Raw genomic sequence first — 26,736 nt, 5'->3', positions numbered from 1 at the left:
GCAGGGAAGCGTGCTTCCGTCACTCATGTGCCGGGATGACGAATTCGCACCACACGCACTTGCCGCTGCCCCGGGACTCCACGCCCCACAGGTCGGCCAGCCGGTCCACCAGCATCAGGCCCCGCCCGGACACCCCCGCCTCCCCCGCGTCCCGGCGTCTGGGCAGCGCGCTGGAGCGGTCCTCGACGTCGACCCGGAGCCGCCGCTCGGGGCCGGTGAGCACCCGGATGGTGACGATGGCCCCGCCGTCCGTGTGCATGAGCGCGTTGGTGATCAGCTCGTCGGCGGCCAGTTCGACCTCGTCCGCGCGGGGCTTGGCACCCCAGGCCCGGACCGCGGCCCGGATCATGTGCCGCGCCGAGCTGAGCGCCTCCGGGTCGCTCTGCGCGACGTGCTGCTGGAGCCGGCCGCCCGGCTGCGGCGCGTGGGCGGCCTTGCGGCGCAGCAGCAGGACCGCGACATCGTCCTCGCCGCCGCGCTCGTCGACCTCCTCGCAGAGCCGGTCGGCCAGTCGCTGGAGGTCCTGCGGGCCGTTGCGCACCATGGCCGTCAGCAGCTGGATGCCCTCGTCGAGATCGGCGCCCGGCAGCTCCACGAGCCCGTCGGTGAAGAGCACCAGGGTCTGTCCCGGGTCCAGCTCGACGGTGCTGACCGGATACTCCAGCCGCCCGAACTCGGCCGAGAGCCCCAGCGGGAGCCCGCCCTCGGCGGGGAGTCTGCGGCAGCCGCCGTCGCCCTCGCGCACCAGTGGGTCGACATGGCCGGCCCGGACCAGCTGGACCACCCCGGTCGTCAGGTCGACCTCGGCGTAGGTGCAGGTCGCGAAGCGCTCCGTGTCCAGCTCGTGCAGGAAGACGGAGGCCCGCGCCATCACCGTGGCGGGGCTGTGCCCCTCCGCCGCGTAGGCCCGCAGCACGATGCGCAGCTGCCCCATGACGGCCGCCGCGTGGGTGTCGTGGCCCTGGACATCGCCGATGACGGCGCCGACCCGGCCGCCGGGCAGCGGGATGACGTCGTACCAGTCGCCCCCGATGTCCCGGCCCAGCCGGGCCGAGCGGTATCTGACGGCGATCTGCGCCCCCGGCACGTCCGGGATCCTGCGCGGCAGCATGGCCTGCTGGAGGCCCTCGGCGAGGTCGTGCTCCTGCTCGTACAGCATGGCCCGTTGCAGGCTCTGCGCGATGGAGCTGCCGAGCGCGAGCAGCAGATTGCGTTCGTCCCCGGTGAAGCCGTCCTTGTCGCTGTAGAGCAGGCCGAGCGCGCCGATCGGCCTGGCCTGGGCGATCAGCGGCAGATAGGCGGCCGAGGTGATGCCCAGGTGGCTGATGTGGGGCCACAGGATCGGGTACGAGGTGGCGAAGTCGGTGGCGGACTCGATGAAGCGCGGCGCGAGCGTGCGCACGACCTCGCTCATCGGGTACTGCTCGTCCGTCCGGGTGTACCGGGTGCCGGGCACGAAGGAGTCCTCCGGGCCGTCGGCCACCAGATGGATGCGCCCGGCCTCTATCAGCCCCATGACCAGGCTGGTCGCCCCGAGGTGCGCCAGGCCCTGGGAGTTCTTCAGCACCTCGATGACGTCCCCGACGGTACGGGCGTGGGCCAGCGCGGCCGTGGTGCCGTCGACCAGGCTGGTGCGCCGGCGCCGCTGCTGGTCCAGCTCGTGGCGGGCGGTGGAGTCGGCCAGTTCCTGGGTGGCGTCGCGGACGATGCCGATGATGCGGTGCGGTCGGCCGGTGCCGTCCCGCCGGATGAAGCCCTGGGTGTGGGTCCAGCGCAGGGTGCCGTCGCGCCGCTTGATCCTGAAGTACGCCCCGTAGCTGCTCCGGCCGCTCTTGAGCGCCTGCGCGACCATGCCGTCGAGCCGGACGCCCTCGTCCGCGGGCACCCGGTGTCCGAGCGACTCCGGCCGGTCGTCGTACTCCTCCGCCCGCAGGTCGAACACGTCGAGCGCGGGCCGGTCCATGTGCATGAGGCCGCTGTCGAGGTCCCAGTCGAAGCTGCCCATACGGTTCAGGGCGAGACTGAGATCCGGGTGGGCGGGCCAGTCGTCCGGGAGTGACAGGGCACCCGCTGCCCGATCATCCATGCGTGTCACTCTGCCATCATTTGTCCGATTCTTCGAGCGAACCCCGCGCGGGCGGGCGAATCGCGCCCGCGCCACCCGAGTGGCACGGACCGCCGTTCCGGGCTCCGCACCGCGGGACCGGACGTCTCGTAGGGCGAACCGCCCCGAGGCCGCGGACGGGCAACGGTTACGGTGTCCCGTGGGGCACGGTAAGCCCAGCCTTACCTTTACCCTGAGCTGCACTGACCGCATCAGCCCGTTCTAAGGACCAGTACCTGATGACCCGCCCCGTCCGCGTCGCCATAGTCGGAGCCGGCCCCGCCGGCATCTACGCGGCGGACGCGCTGCTGAAATCCGAGGCCGCCCAGGACCCGGGGGTTTCGATCGACCTGTTCGAGCGGATGCCCGCCCCCTTCGGTCTGATCCGCTACGGAGTGGCCCCGGACCACCCCCGGATCAAGGGCATCGTCCAGGCGCTGCACCAGGTTCTCGACAAGCCGCAGCTGCGGCTGTTCGGCAACGTCGACTACCCGAACGACATCGGCCTGGACGATCTGCGCTCCTTCTACGACGCCGTGATCTTCTCCACCGGCGCCGACGCGGACCGCGCGCTCGACATCCCCGGCAGCGAGCTGGACGGCTCCCACGGCGCCGCCGACTTCGTCTCCTGGTACGACGGCCACCCCGACGTGGCCCGCACCTGGCCCCTGGAGGCCGAGAAGGTCGCCGTGCTCGGCGTGGGCAACGTGGCCCTGGACGTGGCCCGCATCCTCGCCAAGACGGCGGACGAGCTGCTGCCGACCGAGATCCCCGCCAACGTCTACGAGGGCCTCAAGGCCAACAAGGCCATGGAGGTGCACGTCTTCGGGCGGCGCGGTCCCGCGCAGGCCAAGTTCAGCCCGATGGAGCTCCGGGAGCTGGACCACTCGCCGAACATCGAGGTCATCGTCAACCCCGAGGACATCGAGTACGACGCGGGTTCGATCGAGACCCGGCGCGGCAACAAGCAGGCCAACATGGTCGCCTCCACGCTGGAGAACTGGGCCATCCGCGACGCCGGTGACCGGCCGCACAAGCTGTTCCTGCACTTCTTCGAGTCCCCGGTGGAGATCCTCGGCGAGGACGGCCGGGTCGTCGGCCTGCGCACCGAGCGCACCGAGCTGGACGGCACCGGCAACGTCAAGGGCACCGGCAACTACACCGACTGGGACGTGCAGAGCGTCTACCGCGCGGTCGGCTACTACTCGCGCGAGCTCCCGAAGCTCCCGTTCGACGTGGCCTCCGGCACGGTCCCGCACGAGGCGGGGCGCGTCGTCGACGGCGGGGAGCACATGCCCTCGGTGTACGTCACGGGCTGGATCAAGCGCGGTCCGGTCGGCCTGATCGGCCACACCAAGGGCGATGCCAACGAGACCGTGGCCTGCCTGCTGGAGGACCGGGCCGAGGGCCGGCTGCCCGCGCCGGTCCGCCCCGAGCCGGAGGCCGTCACCGCCTTCCTGGAGGAGCGCGGCGTCCGCTACACCACCCGCGAGGGCTGGTACCGCCTGGACGCGCACGAGCGCGCCCTCGGCGCGGAGCAGGACCGCGAGCGGATCAAGGTCGTGGAGCGCGAGGCCATGCTGGACGCCTCCGAACCGCGTTCCTGACCAACGGACGCCCCGGCCGGCCGCCGCCCCGGCCGGCCGGAAGGGCGGCTCCGTCCACCTCGGCGGAGCCGCCCGGTCCCCGGACGCCTCAGCGGCCCTGCAGCGCCTTGACGTTGTCCCCGAAGGTCCAGCCCTTCGAGCCGTCCCAGTTGAGGGACCAGGTCATCAGGCCCTTGAGCCCGTTGCCGTAGTGGTTCCAGGCCTGCGCGACCTGACCGGTCGACAGATGACCGCCCCCGGCGCCCGGCTGGGCCGGGAGCCCCGGGACCTGCTTGTCGTACGGGACCTTGATCGTGGTGCCCTGGACGACGAGCCCCTTGTTCAGACAGTCCGTCTGGGCGGTGAATCCCTCGACCGTGCCCGCGGAGTACGAGTCCCCGGCGCAGCCGTACATGCTGCCGTTGTAGTACTGCATGTTCAGCCACCACAGGCGCCCGTTGTCCGCGTACTTCTTCACGATGGGCAGGTACGCGCCCCAGATCGAGCCGTAGGTGATGCTCCCGCCGGTGACATAGGCCGTCTCCGGCGCCATCGTCAGTCCGAAGTTGGACGGCATCTGCGCGAGCACGCCGTCGATGATGCGGATGAGGTTGGACTGCGAGGCCGACAGCTGGTTGATGTTGCCGCTGCCGGTGAGGCCGGTCTCGATGTCGATGTCGATGCCGTCGAAGTTGTACTTCTTGAGGATCGGCACCACCGTCTCGACGAACCGGTCGGCGACCGCGCTGGAGCTGAGGTCGATTCCGGCGGCGGCGCCCCCGATGGACATCAGCGTGGTGAGCCCGGACGCCTTCGCCTGGCACATCTCGGCCGGGGTCGGGACCTTCACGGTCGAGTCCATCCCGTCCTCCCACAGCACGGTGCCGTCCGAGAGGATGACCGGGAAGGCCGCGTTGATCACGTTGTAGCCGTGCTGCGCGATGCGGCCGTCGGTGACCGGGATCCAGCCCAGCGGAGGGTGCACCCCGTTGGACGCGCCGTCCCAGTTCTCCCAGTACCCCTGGAGCACCTTTCCGGCAGGCTTCGACTTGACCGCGCAGGTGTCGTCCTGGGCGGCGCTGGGCGTCGCCGCCACCAGCATCTGCACGACACATGCCGCCGCGAGGCCTGCCCCCAGCAGGCGCGCTGTCCGACCGAACATGGGCACTTCCCTTCCTGTCGCGGCCGGGTGCCACCGGGGCGGTGCGGGTGCCCGAGGCGGCCCGGCGCGGGGCGAGTTGGCACGTGAATGGCATGCCCCTGACAATCCAGGCGGAATGCGTTCTCGCATTTCACGGCTTGCCACACGCTAGGGAGACCCGGAGCGTCCGTCAATAGGTCTGGACCAAAGCCGCCGCCGGACCCCGGCCCCGGCGGCGCCACCGAACGGCGGCGGACCGGGCCCCGAAAGCGTTCACCGAGGGGGCCGGTTACCCGCCACACAGAGGCTTAGCTTAGGCTTGCCTAACTCCCCGCGCTCTGCACCGGGCCGCCCGTCGTATGTCCGTACGGTCATTCCTCCGGCGTGCCCGCACGCGGTCGCGGGGAGCCGCTCCATCCGTCAAGCATGAGGAACATCCATGTCCCGGTTCACCCGCGCACGTCGCCGGACGCTCGCCGCAACTGCCGCCGCCGCAGCCCTTGTCCTCGCCCTCGGCGGCTGCTCGTCGAGCGACGACGGCAAGGAGACCTCCGGCGCGTCCGGGAAGGGCGGCGGAGCGTTCCCCGTCTCCATCAAGAGCGCGCTCGGCACCGCCGAGATCAAGAAGAAGCCCGAACGGATCGTCACCCTCGGCCAGGGCTCGGCCGAGACCGCCATCGCGCTCGGCCACACCCCGGTGGGCATCGAGAAGTACGAGTGGGGAAGCGACAAGACGGGCTATCTGCCCTGGATCCACGAGGCGGTGAAGAAGTCCGGCGACAAGCTGCCCACCCAGATCACGGGCGGCGAGGACATCGACTTCGAGGCCATCACCGAGCTGGAACCGGACGTCATCCTCGCGCCGTGGTCCGGGATCACGCAGAAGGACTACGACATCCTCAAGGACATCGCCCCCACCGTCGCCTATCCCGGTCTGGCCTGGAGCACGAAGTGGGACCAGCAGATCGACATCATCGGCAAGGCGCTCGGGCAGACGGGCGAGGCCGAGGGCCTCGTCTCGAAGATCGAGAAGCAGCTGTCCGACGCGGCGGCGACCCGCCCCGCGTACAAGAAGCACACCTTCTCCTACATCTACAACACCGGCCCCGGCACCCTCGGTGTGTTCAAGCCCGAGGAGCAGCGCGTCAAGATGCTCACCTCGCTCGGACTCACCGTGGACCCGGTGGTGAACTCCTTCAAGGAGACCAAGGGCACCGAATCGGCGCTCATCGGCCTGGAGAACGCCGAGAAGCTGAAGAACAGCGATCTGCTCTTCACCTTCTACATGGACGACAAGGCACGCAAGGAGATCGAGGCCCAGCCGCTGTACGCGGCGATGCCCGCCGTCAAGAGCGGCGCCATGGTGTACAGCGACGACAACTCCTTCGTCACCGCCTCCTCCATCATCAACCCGCTCACCGTGCCGTGGGTGATCGACCGTTACCTGCCGCTGATCGACAAGGCCGTCAAGGCCTCCGACAACGCCTGAGGACGGCCACCACCCCCATGGCCACCACCACACTCGCACCGCCCGGCGGGCGTTCCTCCTCGTCGGCGCGGTCGCCGTCCTGGTCCTCGCCGTGTTCGCGAGCATCATGTTCGGCAGCCGGACCACCTCGTTCGGCGATGTGCTGCACGTGCTGTCCGGGACCGCGGACCCGAATGTCACCACCATCGTCGAGAGCCGCTACCCGCGGACCGCGCTGGGCCTGCTCGCCGGTCTCGGCCTGGCCGTCGCGGGCACGCTCATGCAGGGCGTGACCCGCAATCCGCTGGCCGATCCGGGCCTCCTCGGGATCAACGCGGGCGCCTCGGCGAGCATCGTCGCCGCGACGGCGTTCCTCGGGGCGACGGGCAGCACGGAGACCATGTGGTGGGCGCTGCCCGGTGCGCTGGTCGCCGGTCTGCTCGTCCACGCGATCGGCTCGGCGGGTTCGGGCAGCGGTCTGGTACGGCTGGTGCTCGCCGGCGCGGTGCTCTCGGCCGTACTCATGGCGTTCATCCAGGCGGTGACCCTGAGCCGTCCCAAGGTGTTCGACAGCTACCGCTACTGGGTCGTCGGCGCGCTCGGCGGGCGGGACTTCGACGTCCTCTGGTCGGTCCTGCCGTTCGCCGCGGCCGGTCTGGCGCTGGCCGCGGTGCTCGGTCCCGGGCTCAACACGCTCGCCCTCGGGGACTCGACCGCGGCGTCCCTGGGCGCCCGTCCGGCGCTGGTGCGGGCGGGCGGGCTGCTCTCGGCCACGCTGCTGAGCGCGGCGGCCACGGCGGCGGTCGGCCCGATCGCCTTCGTCGGACTGGCCGTTCCGCATGTGGTGCGGGCGCTGGTCGGGGTCGACTTCCGGATGCAGATCCTCTTCTCGGCGCTGGTCGGGCCGTCGCTGCTGCTCCTCGCGGATGTGGTGGGGCGGGTGGTGATGCGTCCGCAGGAACTGATGGTCGGTGTCGTGACCGCGTTCATCGGGGCGCCCGCACTGCTCGTCGCCGTACGCAGGATGAGGGGCAACTCATGACATCGCAGCGGAGCGCGGTCCGTACCGCGTCGCCGAGGAAGGTCGTCACGGTCGGCGGCCGGGTGGCCCTGCCGGTCCGGCGGGTGTCCGTGCTGACGGCGCTCGTCCTGCTCGTGCTGCTCGTGGCGGGCGCCGTCGCCACGCTGTCGCTCGGGCGGCTGGGCATTCCGCTCTCCGAACTCGCGGGGGCGGTGACCGGCGGGGCCGAGGGCAAGAACGCGTTCGTCATCGAGCGGCTGCGCGGGCCGCGCCTGGTGGTCGCCGTGGGCACCGGTGGCGCGCTCGGGCTCTCCGGGGCGCTGTTCCAGTCCGTCACCCGCAATCCGCTCGGCAGCCCCGATGTGATCGGGCTGGCGTCCGGCGCCGGGGCGGGCGCCGCGATCAGCGCGCTGCTGTTCCCGGACACCGTGCCGGTGGCGCTCGGGGCGCTGCTCGGCGCCCTGCTCGCCATGGGGCTCGTCCATGTGTCGACCGGGACCGGATTCCGCAACCCGGCCCGGCTCGTCGTCGCGGGCATCGGGGTCGCCGCGATCGGCACCGCGATCACCCAGTACGTCGTCTACGCCATGGAGCGCGACCGGGCCGCCGTGCTCACCGCCTACGTCAACGGCAGCCTGTCGGCACGGTCCTGGGAGGACGCGACCACGATCTGGCTGGTGCTCCTGGCCGTCGCCCCGCTCACCGCGCTGCTCGCTCGGCGGCTGGACATAGGGGAGATGGGCGACGACATCGCGGCCGCGCTCGGATCGGAGCCCCGGACCACGAAGACGTGCGCGGTGGTCCTCGCGATCGTGCTCTCCGCCGGTGCCGTCGCGGTCGCCGGGCCGATCGCGTTCCTCTCGCTCACGGCTCCGCAGATCGCCAAGCGGATCACCCGGGTGTCGGGCCCGCACCTGGTGCTGTCCGCGCTGAGCGGCGCGTTGCTGCTGGTGCTCGCGGATCTCTGCGCCCAGCAGCTGCCCCTCTTCGACAATCTGCCCGTCGGCATCTACACGATGGCCATCGGCGGCGTGTACCTCGGCTGTCTGCTGGTACGGGAGTGGCGCCGGGGAGCCTTGTGAGACGCCCCGCTCCGGACGCCGCCCGCCGCTGACGCGGTCACGGCACCATCCGACCCACGGCCCTTCTTGAACACGTTCAAGAAGGGCCGTAGAGTCTCCCCCGAGCACACTTGAACATGTTCAAGTCGAGGGGGCCATGATGTCGGTGCTGGTCGGTACGGTCGTGATGCTGGGCATGCTGGTGGTGGTTCCGGTGGGACTGCGGCTGGTGGGCGCGGACGAGCTGGACCGGATGCGCCGCTGGTGGCCGCTGTTCGCCGTGCCCGGCGCCGTCTCTCTCTGGCTGCCGCGCGGCGCCCCGGCCACCGCCCTGGCGGCCTGCTACGCGCTCGGCGCCGTACTGCTCGCCCTGCACGCACCACTGCGGCTGCTCCAAAGCCGCCGGACGTCCGGGAGACTCCCGGTCGCTCCCGCCGAGATCGCCCTGCTGACGGCGCTGATCACCCCCTCCGTCGCCGCCACGGCCCTGGTCGCCGAACGCTCGGGGCACCGGCTCCTCGGTTTCGGGCTCGGCATCCTCGCGCTGACCGTGCCGCACTTCCACTTCGCGGGTTTCGCCGCCGCGCTGGTCTCGGGGCTCGTCTGCCGGATCGCCGACAGCCCGGCGGGGCGGTTCGCCGCGCTGAGCGTGCCGCTGGGCACCCTGCTCGTCCTGATCGGCTACTTCATCGGCGACTGGGCGGAGCTGGCCGGCGCGGTCGTACTGACCGCGGGCATGTGGACGGTCGCCCTGCTCACCTGGCGCACGGTCCGCGCCGGGCAGCGGGACCGGGTCACCCGGGCCCTGCTCGCCGCCTCGTCCACCGTGCTCGCGGTCACCATGGTGCTCGCGCTGAGCTGGGCGCTCGGCGAGGCGACCGGGCTCCCCCACCCCACCCTGACCTGGATGGCCGCCACCCACGGCCTCGGCAACGCGCTGGGCTTCGCACTCTGCTCGGTGCTCGCCTGGCGCAGACTCCAGAACCGCGACGACCACGAAGGCAGGACCGCATGACCGCGCTCACCTACCCGGAGGCCGGAGCCACCCGCCTCGGCCCGCTGCCCGACGGATACCACCACCTCCACCACCGGACCCGGGTCGGCCGCGGCCGGGCCGACTTCGAGGCGGCGGGCGCCGCCGTCACCGGCTGGCACATGCACCGCGCCTCGGGGGCCGGGGTCCGGGCGTCGGCGGAGCGCGCCGAGGCCGGGGTCCTGGTCCGGGTGTCGCTGGGCGCCGGACCGCTCCGGTTCACCGCTCCCTGCCGTGTGGTCTGGGCGGAGTACGGGGCGCACCGCACCGGGTTCGCGTACGGCACGCTGGCCCGGCACCCCGAGCGCGGCGAGGAGTGCTTCGTGACGGAGCTGGACGACGACGGGACGGTGTGGTTCACCGTGATGGCCTTCAGCCGGCCGGCCGCCTGGTACACCCGGCTCGCCGGGCCGCTCGTACCGGTGCTCCAGCGGTGGTACGCCCGGCGGCTGGGCAGCACGCTCCGTCGCATCGTGGACGAGGAGCGCGGCGGACGGGGCTGAATCGCCGATACTGGAAGCGATGGAGTGGTTCACCGCAGACGGTTACTGGCTCAGCCGGCTGGTCTTCCAGCGGGCTCTCGCCGCTGTCTATCTGGTCGCCTTTCTCACCGCCGCGCTCCAGTTCCGGGCGCTGATCGGCGAACGCGGCATGCTGCCCGTACCCGATTTCCTGCGGCGTACGGACTGGCGCGACGGCCCCGGGCTCTTCCGCCTCCACTACTCCGACCGCTTCTTCACCCTCGTCGCCTGGACCGGCTGCGCGATCGCCGTCGCTCTGCTCGCAGGCGCGGACTCGTACCTTCCGCTCTGGGCGGCGATGGTGCTCTGGGCGCTGCCCTGGGCGCTCTATCTGTCGATCGTCCAGGTCGGCCAGACCTGGTACGGCTTCGGCTGGGAGTCACTGCTGCTGGAGACCGGGTTCCTCGCCGTCTTCCTCGGCAACGGGCACACGGCTCCGCCGGTGCTGGTGCTCTGGCTGCTGCGCTGGGTGCTGTTCCGGGTCGAGTTCGGCGCCGGGCTGATCAAGATCCGCGGCGACGAGTGCTGGCGCAGGCTGACGTGTCTGGACTTCCACCACGAGACCCAGCCGATGCCGGGGCCGCTGAGCTGGTTCTTCCACCGGCTGCCCCGGCCCGTCCACCGGGCCGAGGCGGCGGCCAACCATGTCACCCAGCTCCTGGTGCCGGTGCTCCTGTTCACACCGCAGCCGGTGGCGAGCGCGGCCGCCGGGCTGATGATCGTCACCCAGCTGTGGCTGGTCCTGTCGGGGAACTTCGCCTGGCTGAACTGGCTGACGATCACCCTGGCGCTGTCCGCCGTCGACTGGTCGCTGTTCACCGCGCCGCCCGCGCAGTCCGCGCCGCCCCTCTGGTACGAGATCGTCGTCCTGGCGGTGACCGCGCTGGTCGTGTTCCTCAGCTACCGGCCGGCCCGCAATCTGGTCTCCCGCCGCCAGGTGATGAACCGCTCGTTCGACCCGCTGCACCTGGTCAACACCTATGGCGCGTTCGGCAGCGTCAGCCGGGTCCGGCTGGAGGTGGTGGTGGAGGGCACGGACGAGCGGGTGCTCCACGACGGCACCGTGTGGCGGGAGTACGGCTTCCGGGGCAAGCCGGGTGACCCGCGCCGGATGCCCCGGCAGTTCGCTCCGTACCATCTGCGGCTGGACTGGCTGATGTGGTTCGCGGCGCTGTCCCCCGCGTACGCCCGTCCCTGGTTCGGCCCGTTCGTGGAGCGGCTGCTGGAGAACGACCGGGACACCCTGCGGCTGCTGCGTCACAACCCGTTCCCCCACTCGCCGCCCGCCCACGTCCGCGCCGTGGTGTACCGCTACCGGTACACCACCTGGCGCGAACTGCGGGCCACCGGGCGCTGGTGGCACCGCACCCGGATGCGGGACTTCATGCGCCCCGTCTCGCTGGGCTCCTCCCCGCTCAGTCCGACCAGGCGATCTTGAACACCCAGGCGTGCTTCCCGGTCCTGCGGGCCGCCGCCGGCACGTCGATCACCAGCGAACCGCCCCGGACCCGCCAGTTGAGCGGCCGGTCGTGTCCGAGCAGGGTGATCCGGTCGCCGCCGCGGACGGGCACCGGTGCCTCGACGGTGAGGCTCGCGCCGGGCCGTGCCAGGGAGTGGATGTAGAACGCCCGGTCCGGCCGCAGGGTGAACCGCAGGTCCTCGCCGAGCTGGGGCATCCGCGACCAGTACGTGGTGTCGTAGATCGCCTCCCCGTTGGTCCGCAGCCACTCCCCCGTCTCGCGCAGCCTGCGCTGCATGATGCCGGGGATCGTGCCGTCGGCCCTGGGCCCGATGTCCAGCAGGAAGTTGCCGTTCTTGGAGACGATGTCGACCAGCGAGTGCACGATCTCCTCGGCCGTCATGTACTTCTCGTCCGGCGTCTGGGCGTTGTAGCCGTAGCTGAAGGGGTCGAGGCCGCGGCTGGACTCCCACTTGGCGGTGACGATCTGGTCGTAGGTCGTGTACTCGGGCGTGGTGAAGTCGTACGGGCCGATCCCGGAGCGGTTGTTGACGGTGACCTCGACCGGGCGGGCCCGGTTCTTCGCGTGGTTGAAGTACTCGGCCAGCACCCGGTGGCTGTCGTTGTCGCCGCCGATGTCGCACCAGAGGATCTCCGGGCCGTACCGGTGGACCAGCTCCAGCATCTGCGGGGCCTGCAACCCGGTGACGTAGTCCTTGCCCGCCGTGTGACCGGTGTACGGGACCGGCTCCAGGGTGTAGGGGTTGCGCGGGGCGTGGCCCATCCACGGGTGGTCGGGGTTGAACCATTCGGGCATCGAGAAGTACAGCCCCGGGTGGAGTTCGGGGGTGTAGCGGCGCGAGGCGTCGAAGAGTTCCTTGACCAGGTCGCGGCGGGGGCCCATCTTCACCGCGTTGCGGTCCGAGAGCTTGGTGTCCCAGAGCGCGAAGCCCTCGTGGTGCTTGGAGGTGAGGACGTGGTACTGGGCACCGGCGTCCCGGAACAGTTCCACCCAGGAGCGCGGGTCGAAGCGCTCGGCACGGAACCGCGGGATGAAGTCGTCGTAGGCGAAGGACTCCCCGTAGGTGGCGCGGTGATGGGCGTAGGTGGGGTTCGCGGGGTCCTGCATCTGGTTCCAGTACCACTCCGCGTACTGCGTGCCGACCGGCGCCCAGGCCGGGACCGAGTAGACGCCCCAGTGGATGAAGATCCCGAACTTCGCCTGCTGGAACCAGTACGGCGCCTGATGGGTGGAGAGCGAGGCGTCGGTCGGCGTGTAGTCGGGGACGCCGAGGGTGAGCGAGCGTCGGACCGTGGCCGCCCGCGCGCCGCGGCCGCGCGCGACGACATCGCCTTCCCGCACCGTGCCGGGAGCGGTGCCGGGTCTGCTGCGGATGCCGATCCGGACGCGGGCCTGCTCGCCGGGGGCGAGGCGGGCCACGCGGGCCGGCGCGACGGTCCGGGCCCCCGGTACGTCCACGGCGAGGGTGAGGCCGTCCGAGGCGAGGATGCCGACCGTGCCTGCGTTGACGACGGTGGCCTCCACGCTCTGGGCGCCGGAGTCCAGCAGCGAGGTGGTGGAGTGGGCGTCGCGCAGCGCCAACGCCCGCCCCTCGGCTGCCGGTTGGAGCGAGAGCGCGAAGATGTGCAGGGACGATTTGTTCGCCTCGGCGGGCTGGGTGGTGGGCAGTGTGAGCGCGACCGCCTCCCGGGCCGGGTCGAGCGCGATCTCACTGACCGCGATGGACACCTGGTGCGGGTCCTCGGCCCCGTCGGCGGTGTAGCGGTACGCGGCGGTGAGGGCGCCGCTGCCGCCGTACCAGTCGGGGCCGCCGAGCACCGGGGTCGTCGTGGTGCCGTCGGCGTAGTGGACCGTGGCCCGGCCGGACGCGGCGCCGTAGCTGGAGGCGGTGAGGAAGAGCGCGGAGAGGTAGCGGCCGGGCGGCAGGCCGATGCGCTGGCCGAGGGCGACGACATTGTTCCTGGCGCCCGCGGCGGAGCCGGGGAAGAGGAAGGTGGTGCCGCCGATCTCCCGTTCCCCGGCGGGGAGTTCCTCGCCCGGGAAGGTGTAGCCGGAGCCGTCGAAGTCACCGCCGCGGGCCTCGGCGGAGTCGATGCCGTCGTTGTCGAACCACTCATCGAGGGGGACGGGCACAGCGGCGGGAACGGTGCCCCACCCGCCGTGCCCGGTACCGGATCCGGTGCGCGGCGCGGCCGGGGGGTGCGGGGCCGCATCGGCGGTGGCGGGGGTGAGCAGGGCGGCGCCGACTGCCGCCCCTGCCGTCATTCCGAGTACATGGCGCCTGGGAAGTTCGGTCATGACATCCGATGATTGGAGCACGACGCGAACCTGTCAATGCAATCTTCCAGACAGAACGAAACACCTGCCCCGCACTCATCCGATGACTCAAGGGCCCGTCAGCGGCCGGCTCGGCAAGGGGCGCGGGAGCGCTCCAACGGCTCGGCGGAGAAGGGCCGCGCCGGACGGGGAACGGGCGGGGCACGCGGTGGCCTGTCGCCATCCACGCATATGCCGGACGACTCTTCTCGCGGTGCGGTGTTCCGCTGCTCCGTTGGAGTCCCAAAGAGCGCCGTCGCGCGTGCTGCGCCCCGGTGCGCGGATCCGCTCGCCAGGTTCGCCGGATGTCCCCAAGAATGCGACTGCACCCATCAGACCCACCCCGCTCACCACCCCGGGACGCAGCCCGCGGTCGCGGCGGTCGTCGCGATCGGCGGTGGTGCCGGGGCCGCGGTCCAGGACGGTGCCCGATGACCGACTGGCTGCTGGTGCTCGCGGGCGCGCTGGTGGGTGCCCCGGTGCGTCATCTGCCGGGTGTGGACGCCAAGTTCCGCCTCCACACCGCTTTTCCATGGGGCACCTTCGCGGCCGACGCGGGGGCGGCGCTGCTTCTCGGCTTCCTTTCCGAGGCGGCGACCGACGGGGATCCGGGGCACCGGCTCCAGCTGCTGCTCGCCGCCGGTTTCCACGGCGCCCTGTCGACCTGGTCGACGTTCTCGTACGAGCTGCTGACGTGTGCCTCGGCGCGGCGGGTGGCCCTGGCGGCCGGATATCCGGCGCTCACCGCGGGCGCGGGCGTGGGGCTGTCGTTCGCGGGTGCGGCCGTGGCGCGGGCGGCGCTGTGACCGGCGGGTGCCCGGAACGCCCGTACTCCGGCCCGCGCGATGCGGACCGGAGTACGAAGGGTGTGAAGCGTGGTCAGTCGATGCCGGGCAGGATGTGCGGCTCGGCGAGGTCGTCCTCGTAGCCGGCCAGCCGGATCGGTGCGGACCTGGCCCAGACCTCGATGTTCCGGAGCTTCTCGGGCCTGCGGGCCCGCTCTCCGTGCCGATCGGCGGGCCGCTTCTCGTGCTTCGTCATTTCCGGTGTCGTCACCGCGCACTCCTTTGTGTCGCGTAGCCCCGGGCGTCGCCGATGCGCCGGACTCATTGCCGGGATCGAGCGCCCGTGCGGGCAGGGGCAAGAACAGTTCGGTCGCGGTGGCGCCGGGTACGGGGCGGGACGGAGACCTGGTTGACAAGTCTGTCCCGGGACGGTCGAGGAAGGTTTGTGGACTCCTCGATGACGTCCGTTCACACCAGAGTAACCAAATGAGCGCTTCCGCGCTCGATGGAACGTGTGCTCTAGGTCACTTTCAGCCACCGCAGACGCAAAGAACCCGGCCGGGAGCGATTCCCGGCCGGGTCCCGGCGGCTCTGCCCGGCGCATCGCCCGGACGACTACCAGTTGGCCGGCGCGTAGTCCTTGAGGAAGCAGCCGTACAGGTCCTCGCCGCCCTCGCCGCGCACGATCGGGTCGTAGACGCGGGCGGCGCCGTCGACCAGGTCGAGCGGGGCGTGGAAACCCTCCTCGGCCAGCCGGATCTTGTCGGGGTGCGGGCGCTCGTCGGTGATCCAGCCGGTGTCGACGGCGGTCATCAGGATGCCGTCCTTCTCGAACATCTCCTGGGCGCTGGTGCGGGTGAGCATGTTCAGGGCGGCCTTGGCCATGTTCGTGTGCGGGTGCCCCGCGCCCTTGTAGCCGCGGCTGAACACGCCCTCCATCGCGGAGACGTTCACCACGTACGCCCGCTCGGCGGCGGTCGCCGCCATGGCCGGGCGGAGCCTGCTGATCAGGATGAACGGGGCGGTGGAGTTGCAGAGCTGGACTTCCAGCAGCTCGATCGGCTCGACCTCCTCGACCGTCTGGATCCAGCTGTTGGTGTCGTGCAGGTCGGGCACCAGCCCGCCCGCGTCGATCGCCGTCCCGGCGGCGATCCGCTCCAGCGAGGCGGAGCCGGTGACCAGGGCGAGCTCGGTGACGTCCTGCGCGCTCAGCCCCTCCTTGCGGGCGGCCGGCAGGGCCGCGACCCGGTCGACGGTACCGCTGCCGAAGGTGCCGATGACCTCGGCGGCGGGCAGCTCGCCCGCGGGCAGGGGCGCGGATTCGGCGTTGACCAGTTCGCTGTACGCGTTCGGGGAACGGCGCACCGTCTGCGCCGCGTTGTTGATCAGGATGTCCAACGGGCCCTCGGCCGCGACCGAGTCGGCGAGGGCGACGACCTGGGCGGGGTCGCGCAGGTCGATGCCGACGATCTTCAGCCGGTGGATCCACTCGTCGCTGTCCGGCATCGCCTTGAAGCGGCGGATCGCGTCGTTGGGGAAGCGGGTGGTGATGGTGGTGTGCGCGCCGTCGCGCAGCAGCCGCAGCGCGATGTACATGCCGATCTTCGCCCGGCCACCGGTCAGCAGGGCACGGCGCCCGGTGAGGTCGGTGCGCGCGTCGCGGCGCGCCCGGTTCTCCGCCGCGCACGGCCGGCAGAGCTGGTGGTAGAAGGCGTCCACCTCCACGTACCTGGTCTTGCAGATGTAGCAGGACCGGGGCCTCTGGAGGACGCCCGCGATCTCGGCCCGGGCGGACGACGACGGCAGGACGCCCTGGGTCTCGTCGTCGATGCGGTCGGCCGAGCCGGTCGCGGTGGCCTCGGTGACCGCCTTGTCGTGCGCGGTCTTGGCGGCGCGGCGCTCCTGGCGGCGGCGCTGCTTCACGGTGCGGTAGATCCCGGCCGTGGCACGGCGCACGGTGACGGCGTCGGGGTGGTCGATCTCGATGGTGTCGAGTTCGTCGAGCACGCTCAGGCAGACGGCCAGCCGCTCGGGGTCGATACCGGGACCGAACTCCTCAGTACCGGGAGCGAACTCCGGGATGTCCTTGGTCACCGTCATTGCCGTTCCTCTGTCATCCGTCTCTCGTGGCGCCGACCGCCGGGCCTGTTCCTGCCGGGCCGAACGCCCCGATCAAGTCTGCCATGCACCGGATGCTGCTCCGTTCGCGTGATGCCGCGGCCGTTCCGCGGCCCCCGGAGTGCGGGCCGGACGAGCGCCGCGGCCCGCGCCCCGGGGCCTCCTCCACGGGCCGGTCACATATGCTTCGCTGCCATACGGGCGGGGACGGGCCGTGCCGTGCGCACACGAGGGGGATGCACAGTGGCCGGACTCCCCGCGGGCGGCTCTCCGGCGAAACCCGTCGTTCCCGTGCAGCAGAGCGCTCCCCCGGCCGGCCAGGGTTCGGTGTGGGACGTCGACGCCGTGATCCTGCTCGTCGAGGACGACGCCGGGGACGCGCTCCTGGTCGAGGAGATGCTCGCCGACAGCGAGCTGGACTCGGCGCTGACCTGGTGCAAGACCCTGACGGAGGCACGCGGGTTCCTGGCCGGAAGCCGGACGCCGTGCTGTGTGCTGCTCGATCTGCATCTGCCCGACGTGTTCGGGCTCGACGCCGTCACCCAGATCGTCGAATCGGCGCCGGACGCGGCCATCGTGGTGCTGACCGGCCGGGCCGAGGCCGACACGGGCCTGTCGGCCGTGGCGACCGGTGCCCAGGACTACCTCGTCAAGGGGCGGCTCGATCCGGAGGCGCTGGGCCGCTCGGTCCGGTACGCCCTCCAGCGCAAGCAGGTCGAGCGGGCGGCGGCGGCGCTGCGCGCCAACCGGCTGATGGCCCAGGAGAACGCCCGTCTCGAACGCGGTCTGCTGCCCGTGCCCCTGCTGCTCGACGAGTCCTTCGAAGCGGTGGCGCGGTACGAACCGGGCCGGGCACATGCCCTGCTCAGCGGGGACTTCTACGACGTGGTGCAGACGTCCGACGGCACGGTGCACGCGGTGATCGGCGACGTGTCGGGGCACGGGGCGGCGGAGGCGGCGCTCGGGGTCTGTCTGCGGGTGGCGTGGCGCACGGCGGTGCTGTGCGCGACCGGCCAGCTCGAACAGGTCCGGCTGCTGGAGGAGATCCTGGTCGCCGAGCGGTCCGACCCGCACGTCTTCGCCACCGTCACCACGCTGGCCTTCACCCCGGACCGGCGCCGGGTGCGGGTGGTGCGGGCCGGGCACCCCGGGCTGCTGCTGCGCGGCGGGGCCCGGGTGAGCTGGGAGGAGCCCGAGCCCGGGATGGCCCTGGGGCTGGTGCCGGGGACCGGGACGGAGCGGTGGAGCGCCTCGGAGCTGGCGCTTCCCGGGGACGGCCGGATCGTCCTGTTCACGGACGGACTCTTCGAAGGGCGCTCGGGCCCGGGTACCCGGCTGGGCGAGGAGGGGCTGCTGGCCCTGGCCCGTCGGCACGGTGCGCTGGCGGCCCGCGATTTCGTCGACACCCTGGTCGACGAGGCGGCGGGGGCGGCGTCCCCGTACGGCGGTCTCGCGGACGACGTGGCCGTGCTGCACCTGGGCTGGGGACGGGGCGACCCGCGGTGAGCGGGTGCGACGCGGCGCCGGAGGCCCGGCGCCGCCCGGCCTCGCGCCTGTCGGTCCAGCACTGGGTCCATCTGATCCTCGCCGTCTTCGTCCTGGTCGTCTGCGCCGGATCGGTCGTGGGCGGTCTGGTGCTGTACCGGATATCCGACCGCACCACCGAGCTGGTGGACCGTATCCAGCCCGCCCGTTCGTCGTCCTTCCAGCTGCAGAACGCCCTGCTGGACCAGGAGACCGGGGTCCGCGGTTTCGCGCTCACCGGCGACACCTCCTTCCTGCGCCCCTACAAGCAGGGCATGCGCGACGAGCGCCTCCGGCTGGCCCGGGTGCGGGCGCTCGTCGGGGACGAGCAGCCCTTCGCCGACGATCTCGACCGGATCGCCGAGGCCGCGCGGGAGTGGCGCGGCCGGCACGCCGAGCCGCTGATCGCCGAGGTCCGCCGGGACGGCCCGGCGTCCGAGACCTCGTCCCCGATCCGGCGGAGCAAGGACGAATTCGACACGCTGCGGCGGCTGTACACGGCCCAGCAGGCGCACCTCGACGTGGCGCGCGACCGGGCCCGTGCCGATCTGGGCGCCGCCCGCACCACCCGGGACCAGGTGTTCGTCGCGCTGGTGGCGGGTTTCCTGCTGGCCGTGGTCTCGCTGAGCCTGCTGCTGCACCGGATGGTGGGGCGGCCCCTGAACCGGCTGACCGCCGCCTCCGACACGGTCCGCTCGGGGGCGTTCCGCAACCGGATCGAGGTGGACGGGCCGTCGGACGTGCGCGCGGTGGCGGCGGCCGTCGAGGACATGCGGCGCCGGATCGTCGGGGAGCTCGCCGATTCCCAGGAACGCGAGAAGCTGCTGGCGGAGCAGGCCCAGGAGCTGCGCCGGTCCAACGCGGAGCTGGAGCAGTTCGCCTATGTCGCCTCGCACGATCTGCAGGAGCCGCTGCGCAAGGTGGCCTCGTTCTGCCGGCTCCTGGAGAAGCGGGCGGCGGACTCGCTCGACGACCGGGCCCGGCAGTACATCGACTACGCGGTGGACGGCGCGACCCGGATGCAGGTGCTGATCGACGATCTGCTCACCTTCTCCCGCGTGGGGCGGATGCACGACACATGGAAGCCGGTCGCCCTCGACCGGGCCCTCGACCGGGCCCTGGCCGATCTGGCACTGGTCGTCGAGGAGTCCGGCGCCGTGGTCGTCCGGGAGGGGCCGCTGCCCGAGGTGACCGGGGACGCCACGGCACTCTCCATGGTGTGGCAGAACCTGATCGGCAACGCGGTGAAGTTCCGCAGGCCGGACGTACCGTGCCGGATCACCGTCGGCTGTGTGCGGGAGGGCGGGGAATGGCACTTCCTGGTGGCGGACAACGGCATCGGCATCGCGCCGGAGTCCGCGCGGAAGGTGTTCGTCATCTTCCAGCGTCTGCACGGCAGGGACGAGTACGAGGGAACCGGCATCGGACTGGCCCTGTGCCGGAAGATCGTGGAGGTCCACGGTGGCCGGATCTGGCTGGAAGAGGAGGTTTCCGAAGGGACCCGGATCCGTTTCACGCTGCCGGTCGCCCCCGACGCTCCGGCGCGCGCCGGGGCGGAACCGCCCGTTGCGGAGACCGCGGCCGGGGGGTCCTGCCATGGTTGAGATCCATCGGGTCCTGCCCGGAGTGGGACCGTTCGTCGCGGGTAGGCGGACACCGAGAAGCCGCTGTCACCGAACACCCCTGCGTCGCCCTGGCTGGAGCACATGAACGAACAGGTCACCTCGCGACCGGCCGGCCGCCCCTGCCCGGACCGGTCCACCGAGGTTCTGCACAGCGCGGAGGTGTTCGACGGGGAGCCCGGCTGCATCGCGCAGGCACGGGCGCTGGCCGACCGCTTCCTGGTCCGGCTGGCCGCCGAATGGCTCGCGGTCTTCGGCGAGCACACCCGCAGCGATCTGCTGCTGGCGGTGAGCGAGCTGGTGACCAATGCCGACCGCTACAGCCAGGGCCCGTACCTGCTGGAGCTGGAGGGCACCGCGGAGCGCGTCAGCGTCACGGTGTACGACTCCAGCACCGCCCTGCCGCTGTTCTACTCCCCCGACCCGACGCGCCCCGGCGGCCACGGCATGGAGATCGTGGTGGCGCTGTGCGACAAGCTGACGGCCGAGCGCGTGCCGGTGGGCAAGCGCATCCGGGCCGAGTTCGAACTGAGCAGCTGAGCTGTGGGGCGGGCGGGACGCCGCCCGCCCCACGACCATGGTCGGCCCGGTGCGGCGGCGCGTCCGCGGCGGCCGTGCCCAGGTCGTCGCCGGTCGTCCCGGTGCGTCGAGGGTGCCGACGGGGCCCCGCGGCCCGGCCCGGTGGACGGGCCGGGCCGCGGGATCCCTCGTGGGTCAGGTGGTGGGGCACCCGGCCACGACCGGTTGGGACGCGTCCCGTACGAGTGCCTCCTGCGCCGCCCGGATCCGTTCGACGTCGGGCTTCACGATCCGGCGGTCGTAGGTCAGGAGCCCGTTCAACTCGCCCTCCACGTCCGAGATCTGGGTGTAGACGGCGCCGTTGCTCCCCCGGCAGGCCAGCTTGCGCACCTCGGCGAGCCTGGCCAGATAGTCGTCGGTGTAGGTGGCCGGGTCGACCGCGATGTACGACTGCTGCACGGCCCAGGCGTGCCCGGGTACGGCCAGGCCGAGCCCCCCGTACTCGCCGCTGACCAGGGCCCGCCGCCCGTCCGGCGCCGGCAGCGCGGGGCTGGGGTAGCCGTGTGCGTCGGCGATGTCGCCGTTGCCGCCGTCCACCGCGCCGCAGCAGTTGAGCCCGCTCATGTTGTTCACCAGCCGGGTCGGGTCCCAGGACTTGGCCTGGTCGGCGATGCGGGCCTGGTCGTACTGGCCCCAGCCCTCGTTGAAGGTGACCCACATGACGACGGAGGGGTGGCTGGAGTGTTCGTCGATCATCTCCTTCATCTCGCGCTCGTACTCGGCGCGGGCGGCGGCGGACGGGTCGACGGTGTTCATCGCGGGCATGTCCTGCCAGACCAGCAGACCGAGCCGGTCCGCCCAGTAGAACCAGCGGTCGGGCTCCACCTTGATGTGTTTGCGGACGGAGTTGAAGCCCATCGCCTTGTGCATCCTGAGGTCGTACGCGAGGGCCTCGTCGGTGGGTGCGGTGTGCAGCCCGTCCGGCCAGAATCCCTGGTCGAGGGTGGCCATCAGGAAGACCGGCTCGCCGTTGAGGACCGTGCGCGGGGTGCCGTCCACCTTCTCGACGGCGATCGAGCGCATCCCGAAGTAGCTGCCGACCCGGTCCGAGCCGACGCGGACCTCCAGCCGGTAGAGATGCGGGTCGGCGGCGGACCACAGGTGCGGCTCGGGCACGGGCAGGTCCAGCGCGGCGCCGGTGCGTCCGGCGACGGTCGCGACCCTGCGCTTCCCGTCGTACGCGGTCACCGTGACGGGCACCCCGTCCCGCACGCCGCGCACCTCGACGGCCACCTTCTCGCCGGGTACGTCGGGGGTGATCTTCAGCGAGTCGGCGTGGTCGGCGGCGACCGGCTCCATCCACACCGTCTGCCAGATGCCCGACGACGGGGTGTACCAGATGCCGCTCGGGTCGAGGCGCTGCTTGCCCATCGGCGGGTTCTCGCCGTCCGCGGCGTCGGTCGGGTCATGGACGCCGACGATCAGCTCCTGGGTGCGGCCGGGCTTCAGCGCGTCGGTGATGTCGGCGCCGAACTTGTCGTACCCGCCCTTGTGTTCGGCGACCTCGTGGCCGTTGACGTAGACCTCGGCCTGCCAGTCGACGGCACCGAAGTTCAGCCGGAGGCGCTTGCCCGAGCCGACCTTCCACTTCTTCGGGACGGTGAAGGTGCGGCGGTACCACATGCGGTCCTCGTGCCGTTCGATCCCGGAGAGCTGGGACTCGACCGGGTAGGGGACGAGGATCCTCTCCCCGAGCTTCTTGCCCACCGGGGGCCGCTGACCCGCCTCGGCCGCGGCGAACTCCCACGTGCCGTTGAGGTTTTGCCAGTCGTCCCGGGTGAGCTGGGGGCGCGGGTACTCGGGGAGGGCGTTGTCCGGCCCCACCTCGTCGGCCCATTCCGTGGTGAGCTCGTGCCTGGAGCGGTTCGGCCCGCTGGACCAGAAGGCGCCGACCTTCCTGCCGTCCGCACCGGCCAGCGCGCCCTCGCCGTCGTAACGGACGTCGGCGAGGCCGGTGGCGTTCCCGGCCTTGTTGCCGACGACCGGTTCCTTGAGTGCGACGGTGAGGCTGCGCGCGTCCTTCGGGTCGGCCTCGACCCTCCCGAGCGGCCACTCGGCCCCGCCGATCACCGCGTCGAGGTGGTTGACCAGCCCGGCCGGCGGCCTGCCGAGCTTCTGCGCGAAGTCCAGTTTGAGGGTGCGGCCGTCGGCGAGCACGGTGGCGGCGATGGCCCCGTCGTACGCGAAGCCGTCGGGCAGCCGGAAGGCGGATTGCGGCACCGGGACCGCGGTACCGCCGGGCTCGGTCCACTTCAGGTGCAGATTGGACCCTCCCTCGTGCTCGAAGAACTCCACCTTGAGGTCGTAGGCCCTCCCCGCGGTCAACTCGACGGGACGCGAGGTCTGTTCCTTCTCCCAGTCGTCGACCCAGTGGTCGATGACCGGCTTCCCGTCGATCCAGAGCCGGAAGCCGTTGTCCCCGATCATCGAGAAGACATGGGCGCCGGTCTTCTCCGGCACGATCTTTCCGGTCCAGCGGACGCTGACGTCGTCGCTCTGCCCGGTGGCCGCGGCCAGCCGCGGTTCCAGCGTCGGGAAGTCGATGGCCGGGTCGAATCCGGTCGCCCGGAGCTGTCCGAAGTCGAAGGCGCCGGGGGCGGTCTGGGTGTAGTACTCGCCCTTCAGGCCGTGCACCTCGACGGCGCCCGCGGGGTCGGGTGCGGCCGACGCGGTGGGCACGGCGGCCAGACCGGCGGCGCCGAGAGCTGCGGCGAGAAGCAGTACCAGGTTCTTTCTGATGCGCACGGATCCTCCTAGCTGAGGAAGGGTGGCGGCTCGTTGCAACAGGATGTACAACGTTGGAAGGAACGGCAGTTGGCATGACAGCACGACACCCGAGCCGCTGTCCAGGTACATGACAAAGCAAGGGGGAAGTGCGGCTTCCGTCCGGCGAGGCGGCGCCGGGTCGGGCCCTTTCGCCGGGTCAGGCCCTTTCGCCGGGTCAGGCCCTTTCGAAGACGCAGTCACCGCACAGGCCGCCGCCCGGTGTGCGGTAGTACAGGCAGCAGCTGCGGCGGCGGAAGGCCACGTCGTGCGGGGCGCCGGTGTTCCGCAGGTCCGGGTGGTCGAAGAGTTCGGCGGTCAGTGCGCGGGCCCGCGCGGCCACGTCGGGGCGGCGGTGGGCGCGCGCCCAGACGACGAGCCGGTTCAGGGCTCCGGCCAGGGCGGACCCGGCGTTGCCCCACAGCAGCCGGTCGGCCAGCGGGCCGTCCCGGTGGACGGCCTCGGCAAGGGGCACCAGGTGGCCGTACTGGACGGCTTCCCGGATCCGGCAGGCGGTGCCGGGCAGCGGCTCGGCGCCGTCCAGCCACAGGTCGTCGGGGGCGGGCTGCTCCGGGTCCCAGCACAGGGCACCGGGCGGGAGCGCGGGGAAGCTTCCGGTCAGGGCCGCCGGTCCGAGCGCCACCGACCAGAGCCGGGAGGCCAGCCCCAGGTGCGCGACGGAGGCGGCCACTCTGCGCTCGGCGGTGCCCAGCCGGGCGGCGACCGTGTCGATGCGGGCCGTGAGCGGGGCCGTGTCCCCCGCGTACAGCCGTGCCAGCGGCCGGTGCGTCCCGTCGGGCGGTGCGGTGGTCCGCAGCACGAAGAATCCGCCCACCGAGGCCGCCGCGGACCCGTCCATCGCATGTGCTCCTTCCCGCCGTTCCGGGCGCCGGACCCGGCCGCGGGTGCTCCCCGCGGGCCACGGTCCGCCGCTCACCGTAACCCCGCGGGCGAGGGGTCCCGGTCCGCCGGAGGGATGACTACCCACCGGAGGAGGACACTGGGAACACGGCCGTACTACCAAAGCAGTACGCCCGATCGCCGTCTCAAGGACGACGACGCGGCCGCGTCGAAGGGACATCGTGGTGTACATGAGTTCCCTTGCGCTTTCCGTGCTGCTGTCACTGGTCTCCGCGGTCGCGTACGCGGCCGGGGCGATCGTCCAGGAGCGCGTGGCGACCACCGGCGGCGGCAGCTCGCTCGCACCGCTGCGCGACCGCGTCTGGTGGGCCGCCGTGGCGCTGAACGGCGGGGGCGCGGTGCTCCATGTGGTGGCGCTGGCCTACGGCCCGCTCAGCCTGGTCCAGCCGCTCGGCGCGCTGACCATCGTCTTCGCCCTGCCGATGGCGGCGCTCTTCGTGCGCCGCCGGGCCGGGGCCACCGCCTGGCGGGGCGCGATCATGGCGACCGTCGGACTGGCGGGGCTGCTGGCGCTCACGGGGAACGCCGAGTCGCACTCCCTGGACGGCGCGGACCGGCTGCTGGTCGCCGGGGCGGCGCTCGGCGCGATCGCGCTGCTCCTCCTGGCCTCGGCCGGCGTGCGCCGGCCGGTGGTGCGCAGCGTGGTCCTGGCCGGGGCGGCGGGCATCGCGTTCGGTATCGCCTCGGTGTTCGTGAAGACGGTGGCCGTGGGGTGGGTCTCCGGCGCGCTGGCGGCGCAGCTGCCGGCGCTGCTGGCCATCGCCGGTTTCGCGGCCGCCGGGCTGCTGCTCTCCCAGGCCGCGTACCGGGGTGCCGGGCTGACGGCGCCGCTGGCGACGGTGACCGTGGTGAACCCGGTGGTGGCCGCGATCGTCGGCATCATGATGTTCGGGGAGCAGTTCCGGCACGGTACCGCCGGGGCCGTGCTCGCGACGGCCTGCGCCGTGGTCGCCGCGGGCGGCCTGGTCCTGCTCACGTCGGAGCGGCTGGGCGCGGAGCAGCGCGCCGCCCGTGCGGCGGACGGCGGGCTTCAGGACGCCCCGGGGTACGGGACGGACGTGGGGGCTCCGGGCGAGGGCGCCGGGACCGGGAGGCCCGCCGCGGGCCCGGTCCCCGGGGCGTCCGGCACAGCGCGTCCGCTGCCCGCGCTGATGCCGCTGGACTGCCTGGGCCGGGTGGCGTTCGCGCCGGAGCCGTCGCCGTACGACCCTTCGGAGCGGCGGGGCCGCCCGGCTGCGGGGTCCGTGGTGCCCGAGGACCCGGACGGGCCCCCGGGGGGCGTTCAGACGCTGACGCCGCCCGCCCTCAGGTAGGCCAGCGGGTCGATGTCCGATCCGTAGCCGGGTCCGGTGCGGACCTCGAAGTGCAGATGCGGGCCGGTGACGTTCCCGGTGGAGCCGGAGCGGGCGATCCGCTGGCCCGCCGAGACGTGCCGGCCCTCGCGCACGTGCAGCGCGGACAGATGCGCGTACTGGCTGTACTTGCCGTCGGCGTGCCGGATGACGACCTGGTAGCCGTAGGCCCCGCCCCAGCCCGCCGAGACGACCGTGCCGGAGGCCACCGCCCTGATCGACGTGCCGGTCGGCACGGGGAAGTCGACCCCGGTGTGGTAGCCGCTGGCCCACGAGCCCGCCTGGTGGTACGGGGTGCCGGTGGCGGCCGCCACGGGTGCGACGAGGCCGGTGTGCCGCTCCGTGTGCTCCTTCGGCCGGTGGCTCGCGGTCTTCTTCGGCTGCGGCTTCGGCTTCGCCTTCTGCTGCGCGGTGTCGTGCTGCGCCTTGGCCGCGCGGGGCTGCGCGGCGGCTGCCCGCTGCTCCGGTACGGCGGCCTTCCGGGGCTTCGGCCCGGCCTTCGGCTTCGCCGGTGCCGAGGTGCCCGGCCGGGCGGTGTCCAGGCTCAGGCGCTGCCCGGGGAGGATGAGGTCGGGGTCGTCGCCGACGACCTCGCGGTTCTGCGCGTAGAGGTGCTGCCAGCCGCCCCGCAGACGCTCGCTCTGCGCGATGGCGGAGAGCGAGTCGCCGCGCGCCACGGTGTACGACTCGCGCTTGCCGGGCACGGTGGTCGGCGTGGCGGGGGCGGTGGTCCGCTTCGTCGCCGCCTTTCCGGAGGCGGACGTGCCGGGGGCGGTCTTCCCGGGGGCGGTCCTGGGGGAGGCGGTCTGCTTCGAAGCGGGCGTGCCCGGGGTCCGTACCTGACCGGTCCGCTGCGACTGCGGGCTGATGTCGGCGCTCTGCCCGTCGCGGGCCAGGCCCGCCTTCGTCGAGCAGGTCGGCCAGGCGCCCGGTCCCTGCGCGTCGAGCACCTTCTCGGCGATGGCGATCTGCTGGTCCTTGGTGGCCAGGTCGGCGCGCGGGGCGTAGAGCGCGCCTCCGTAGGCGGCCCACGTCGACCGGGTGAACTGCAGGCCGCCGAAGTGGCCGTTGCCGTTGTTGATGTGCCAGTCGCCGGTGGACTCGCAGGCGGCGACCTTCTCCCACACGTCCGCCGACGCGGCGCCCGCCGAGGTCGCGGCGATGAGCGGGAGCGCGAGGCCCGCACCGCCCGCGGTGACCGTGAGCGAGGCACGGTTGATCCGGCTGGGCTGATATCTGCGGTGCCGTCCGTTCGCGGCCATGACTTGGCTCCCCCACTGGCAGTAGGACACGTCGCAAGCGCCCAACTTATGTGCAGGCAAAGGCCGATGACAAGAGAG

General features: G+C 72.2%; 20 protein-coding genes. 12 read left to right on the top strand and 8 right to left on the bottom strand.

Going from position 1 to position 26,736, the window contains the following annotated elements:
• Positions 1-19: 19 nt before the first annotated feature.
• Positions 20-2,086 carry a SpoIIE family protein phosphatase gene (locus ACFVFH_RS22860; RefSeq protein ID WP_383771699.1) on the bottom strand — a complete coding sequence of 689 codons (2,067 nt, stop codon included), beginning with the start codon at positions 2,084-2,086 and terminating at the stop codon, positions 20-22.
• A 257-nt stretch (positions 2,087-2,343) separates the two neighbouring features.
• On the opposite strand from ACFVFH_RS22860, the gene ACFVFH_RS22855 reads away from it, so the two are divergent.
• Entirely contained in the window at positions 2,344-3,711 is a 1,368-nt protein-coding gene (locus ACFVFH_RS22855) for an FAD-dependent oxidoreductase (protein WP_383771697.1), read from the top strand.
• Between the two features lie 88 nt (positions 3,712-3,799).
• On the opposite strand, the gene ACFVFH_RS22850 is transcribed toward ACFVFH_RS22855, so the two are convergent.
• Positions 3,800-4,852, bottom strand: coding sequence for a chitinase (locus ACFVFH_RS22850; protein ID WP_383771695.1), 1,053 nt, complete (start codon positions 4,850-4,852; stop codon positions 3,800-3,802).
• Positions 4,853-5,270: 418 nt separating this feature from the next.
• Here ACFVFH_RS22850 and ACFVFH_RS22845 point away from each other — a divergent pair, with 418 nt between their 5' ends.
• The 6 genes from ACFVFH_RS22845 to ACFVFH_RS22820 all read left to right on the top strand — a co-directional run bounded on the left by ACFVFH_RS22845 (position 5,271) and on the right by ACFVFH_RS22820 (position 11,373).
• A complete protein-coding gene (locus ACFVFH_RS22845) occupies positions 5,271-6,320 on the top strand; it encodes an iron-siderophore ABC transporter substrate-binding protein (protein WP_383771693.1) in 1,050 nt (349 codons plus the stop codon).
• A 91-nt stretch (positions 6,321-6,411) separates the two neighbouring features.
• Complete coding sequence (locus ACFVFH_RS22840; protein ID WP_383771691.1) at positions 6,412-7,341, top strand: FecCD family ABC transporter permease; 930 nt, start codon at positions 6,412-6,414, stop codon at positions 7,339-7,341.
• Positions 7,338-8,402, top strand: a complete 1,065-nt coding sequence (locus ACFVFH_RS22835) for a FecCD family ABC transporter permease (protein WP_383771689.1) — start codon at positions 7,338-7,340, stop codon at positions 8,400-8,402. Before ACFVFH_RS22840 ends, ACFVFH_RS22835 begins: the two co-directional genes overlap by 4 nt.
• Before the next feature lie 139 nt (positions 8,403-8,541).
• Positions 8,542-9,396, top strand: a complete 855-nt coding sequence (locus ACFVFH_RS22830; RefSeq protein WP_383771687.1) for a YndJ family protein — start codon at positions 8,542-8,544, stop codon at positions 9,394-9,396.
• Entirely contained in the window at positions 9,393-9,917 is a 525-nt protein-coding gene (locus tag ACFVFH_RS22825; RefSeq protein WP_383771686.1) for a DUF1990 family protein, read from the top strand. Before ACFVFH_RS22830 ends, ACFVFH_RS22825 begins: the two co-directional genes overlap by 4 nt.
• A gap of 19 nt (positions 9,918-9,936) precedes the next feature.
• On the top strand, positions 9,937-11,373 hold the full coding sequence (locus ACFVFH_RS22820; RefSeq protein ID WP_383771684.1) for a lipase maturation factor family protein: 1,437 nt from the start codon (positions 9,937-9,939) through the stop codon (positions 11,371-11,373).
• On the opposite strand, the gene ACFVFH_RS22815 is transcribed toward ACFVFH_RS22820, so the two are convergent.
• Positions 11,351-13,714, bottom strand: coding sequence for an alpha-L-fucosidase (locus tag ACFVFH_RS22815; protein WP_383771682.1), 2,364 nt, complete (start codon positions 13,712-13,714; stop codon positions 11,351-11,353). The genes ACFVFH_RS22820 and ACFVFH_RS22815 overlap by 23 nt on opposite strands.
• 449 nt (positions 13,715-14,163) lie before the next feature.
• On the opposite strand from ACFVFH_RS22815, the gene ACFVFH_RS22810 reads away from it, so the two are divergent.
• Entirely contained in the window at positions 14,164-14,538 is a 375-nt protein-coding gene (locus ACFVFH_RS22810; RefSeq protein WP_383771680.1) for a fluoride efflux transporter FluC, read from the top strand.
• A gap of 73 nt (positions 14,539-14,611) precedes the next feature.
• Here ACFVFH_RS22810 and ACFVFH_RS22805 read toward each other — a convergent pair whose 3' ends face one another.
• Positions 14,612-14,788: a hypothetical protein gene (locus ACFVFH_RS22805; RefSeq protein ID WP_383772132.1), complete on the bottom strand. Its 177-nt coding sequence runs from the start codon at positions 14,786-14,788 to the stop codon at positions 14,612-14,614.
• A 344-nt stretch (positions 14,789-15,132) separates the two neighbouring features.
• On the bottom strand, positions 15,133-16,617 hold the full coding sequence (locus ACFVFH_RS22800) for an SDR family NAD(P)-dependent oxidoreductase (protein ID WP_383771678.1): 1,485 nt from the start codon (positions 16,615-16,617) through the stop codon (positions 15,133-15,135).
• A 309-nt stretch (positions 16,618-16,926) separates the two neighbouring features.
• Here ACFVFH_RS22800 and ACFVFH_RS22795 point away from each other — a divergent pair, with 309 nt between their 5' ends.
• The 3 genes from ACFVFH_RS22795 to ACFVFH_RS22785 all read left to right on the top strand — a co-directional run bounded on the left by ACFVFH_RS22795 (position 16,927) and on the right by ACFVFH_RS22785 (position 20,321).
• Positions 16,927-18,141, top strand: a complete 1,215-nt coding sequence (locus ACFVFH_RS22795) for a PP2C family protein-serine/threonine phosphatase (RefSeq protein ID WP_383771676.1) — start codon at positions 16,927-16,929, stop codon at positions 18,139-18,141.
• A complete protein-coding gene (locus ACFVFH_RS22790) occupies positions 18,138-19,763 on the top strand; it encodes an ATP-binding protein (RefSeq protein ID WP_383771674.1) in 1,626 nt (541 codons plus the stop codon). Before ACFVFH_RS22795 ends, ACFVFH_RS22790 begins: the two co-directional genes overlap by 4 nt.
• A 102-nt stretch (positions 19,764-19,865) precedes the next feature.
• Complete coding sequence (locus ACFVFH_RS22785; protein ID WP_383771672.1) at positions 19,866-20,321, top strand: ATP-binding protein; 456 nt, start codon at positions 19,866-19,868, stop codon at positions 20,319-20,321.
• Positions 20,322-20,495: 174 nt separating this feature from the next.
• Here ACFVFH_RS22785 and ACFVFH_RS22780 read toward each other — a convergent pair whose 3' ends face one another.
• Positions 20,496-23,105 (bottom strand): PA14 domain-containing protein, encoded by a 2,610-nt coding sequence (locus tag ACFVFH_RS22780; RefSeq protein ID WP_383771670.1) that lies wholly within the window; start codon positions 23,103-23,105, stop codon positions 20,496-20,498.
• Between the two features lie 196 nt (positions 23,106-23,301).
• Positions 23,302-23,982 (bottom strand): (2Fe-2S)-binding protein, encoded by a 681-nt coding sequence (locus ACFVFH_RS22775; protein ID WP_383771668.1) that lies wholly within the window; start codon positions 23,980-23,982, stop codon positions 23,302-23,304.
• 223 nt (positions 23,983-24,205) lie between these two features.
• Between ACFVFH_RS22775 and ACFVFH_RS22770 the strand changes: the two genes are divergently transcribed.
• Entirely contained in the window at positions 24,206-25,357 is a 1,152-nt protein-coding gene (locus tag ACFVFH_RS22770; RefSeq protein ID WP_383771666.1) for a DMT family transporter, read from the top strand.
• Here ACFVFH_RS22770 and ACFVFH_RS22765 read toward each other — a convergent pair.
• The gene (locus tag ACFVFH_RS22765; protein WP_383771664.1) at positions 25,327-26,658 is read right to left on the bottom strand and encodes a peptidoglycan DD-metalloendopeptidase family protein; all 1,332 of its coding nucleotides are present in this window, start codon (positions 26,656-26,658) and stop codon (positions 25,327-25,329) included. The two genes, ACFVFH_RS22770 and ACFVFH_RS22765, sit on opposite strands and share 31 nt — an antisense overlap.
• Positions 26,659-26,736: the final 78 nt, after the last annotated feature.

Source organism: Streptomyces sp. NPDC057697, assembly GCF_042799335.1.
In the GTDB taxonomy this organism is placed as follows: Bacteria; Actinomycetota; Actinomycetes; order Streptomycetales; family Streptomycetaceae; genus Streptomyces.
The sequence above is the reverse complement of the archived record's forward strand: the minus strand, read 5'-3'. Positions and strand labels throughout refer to the sequence as shown.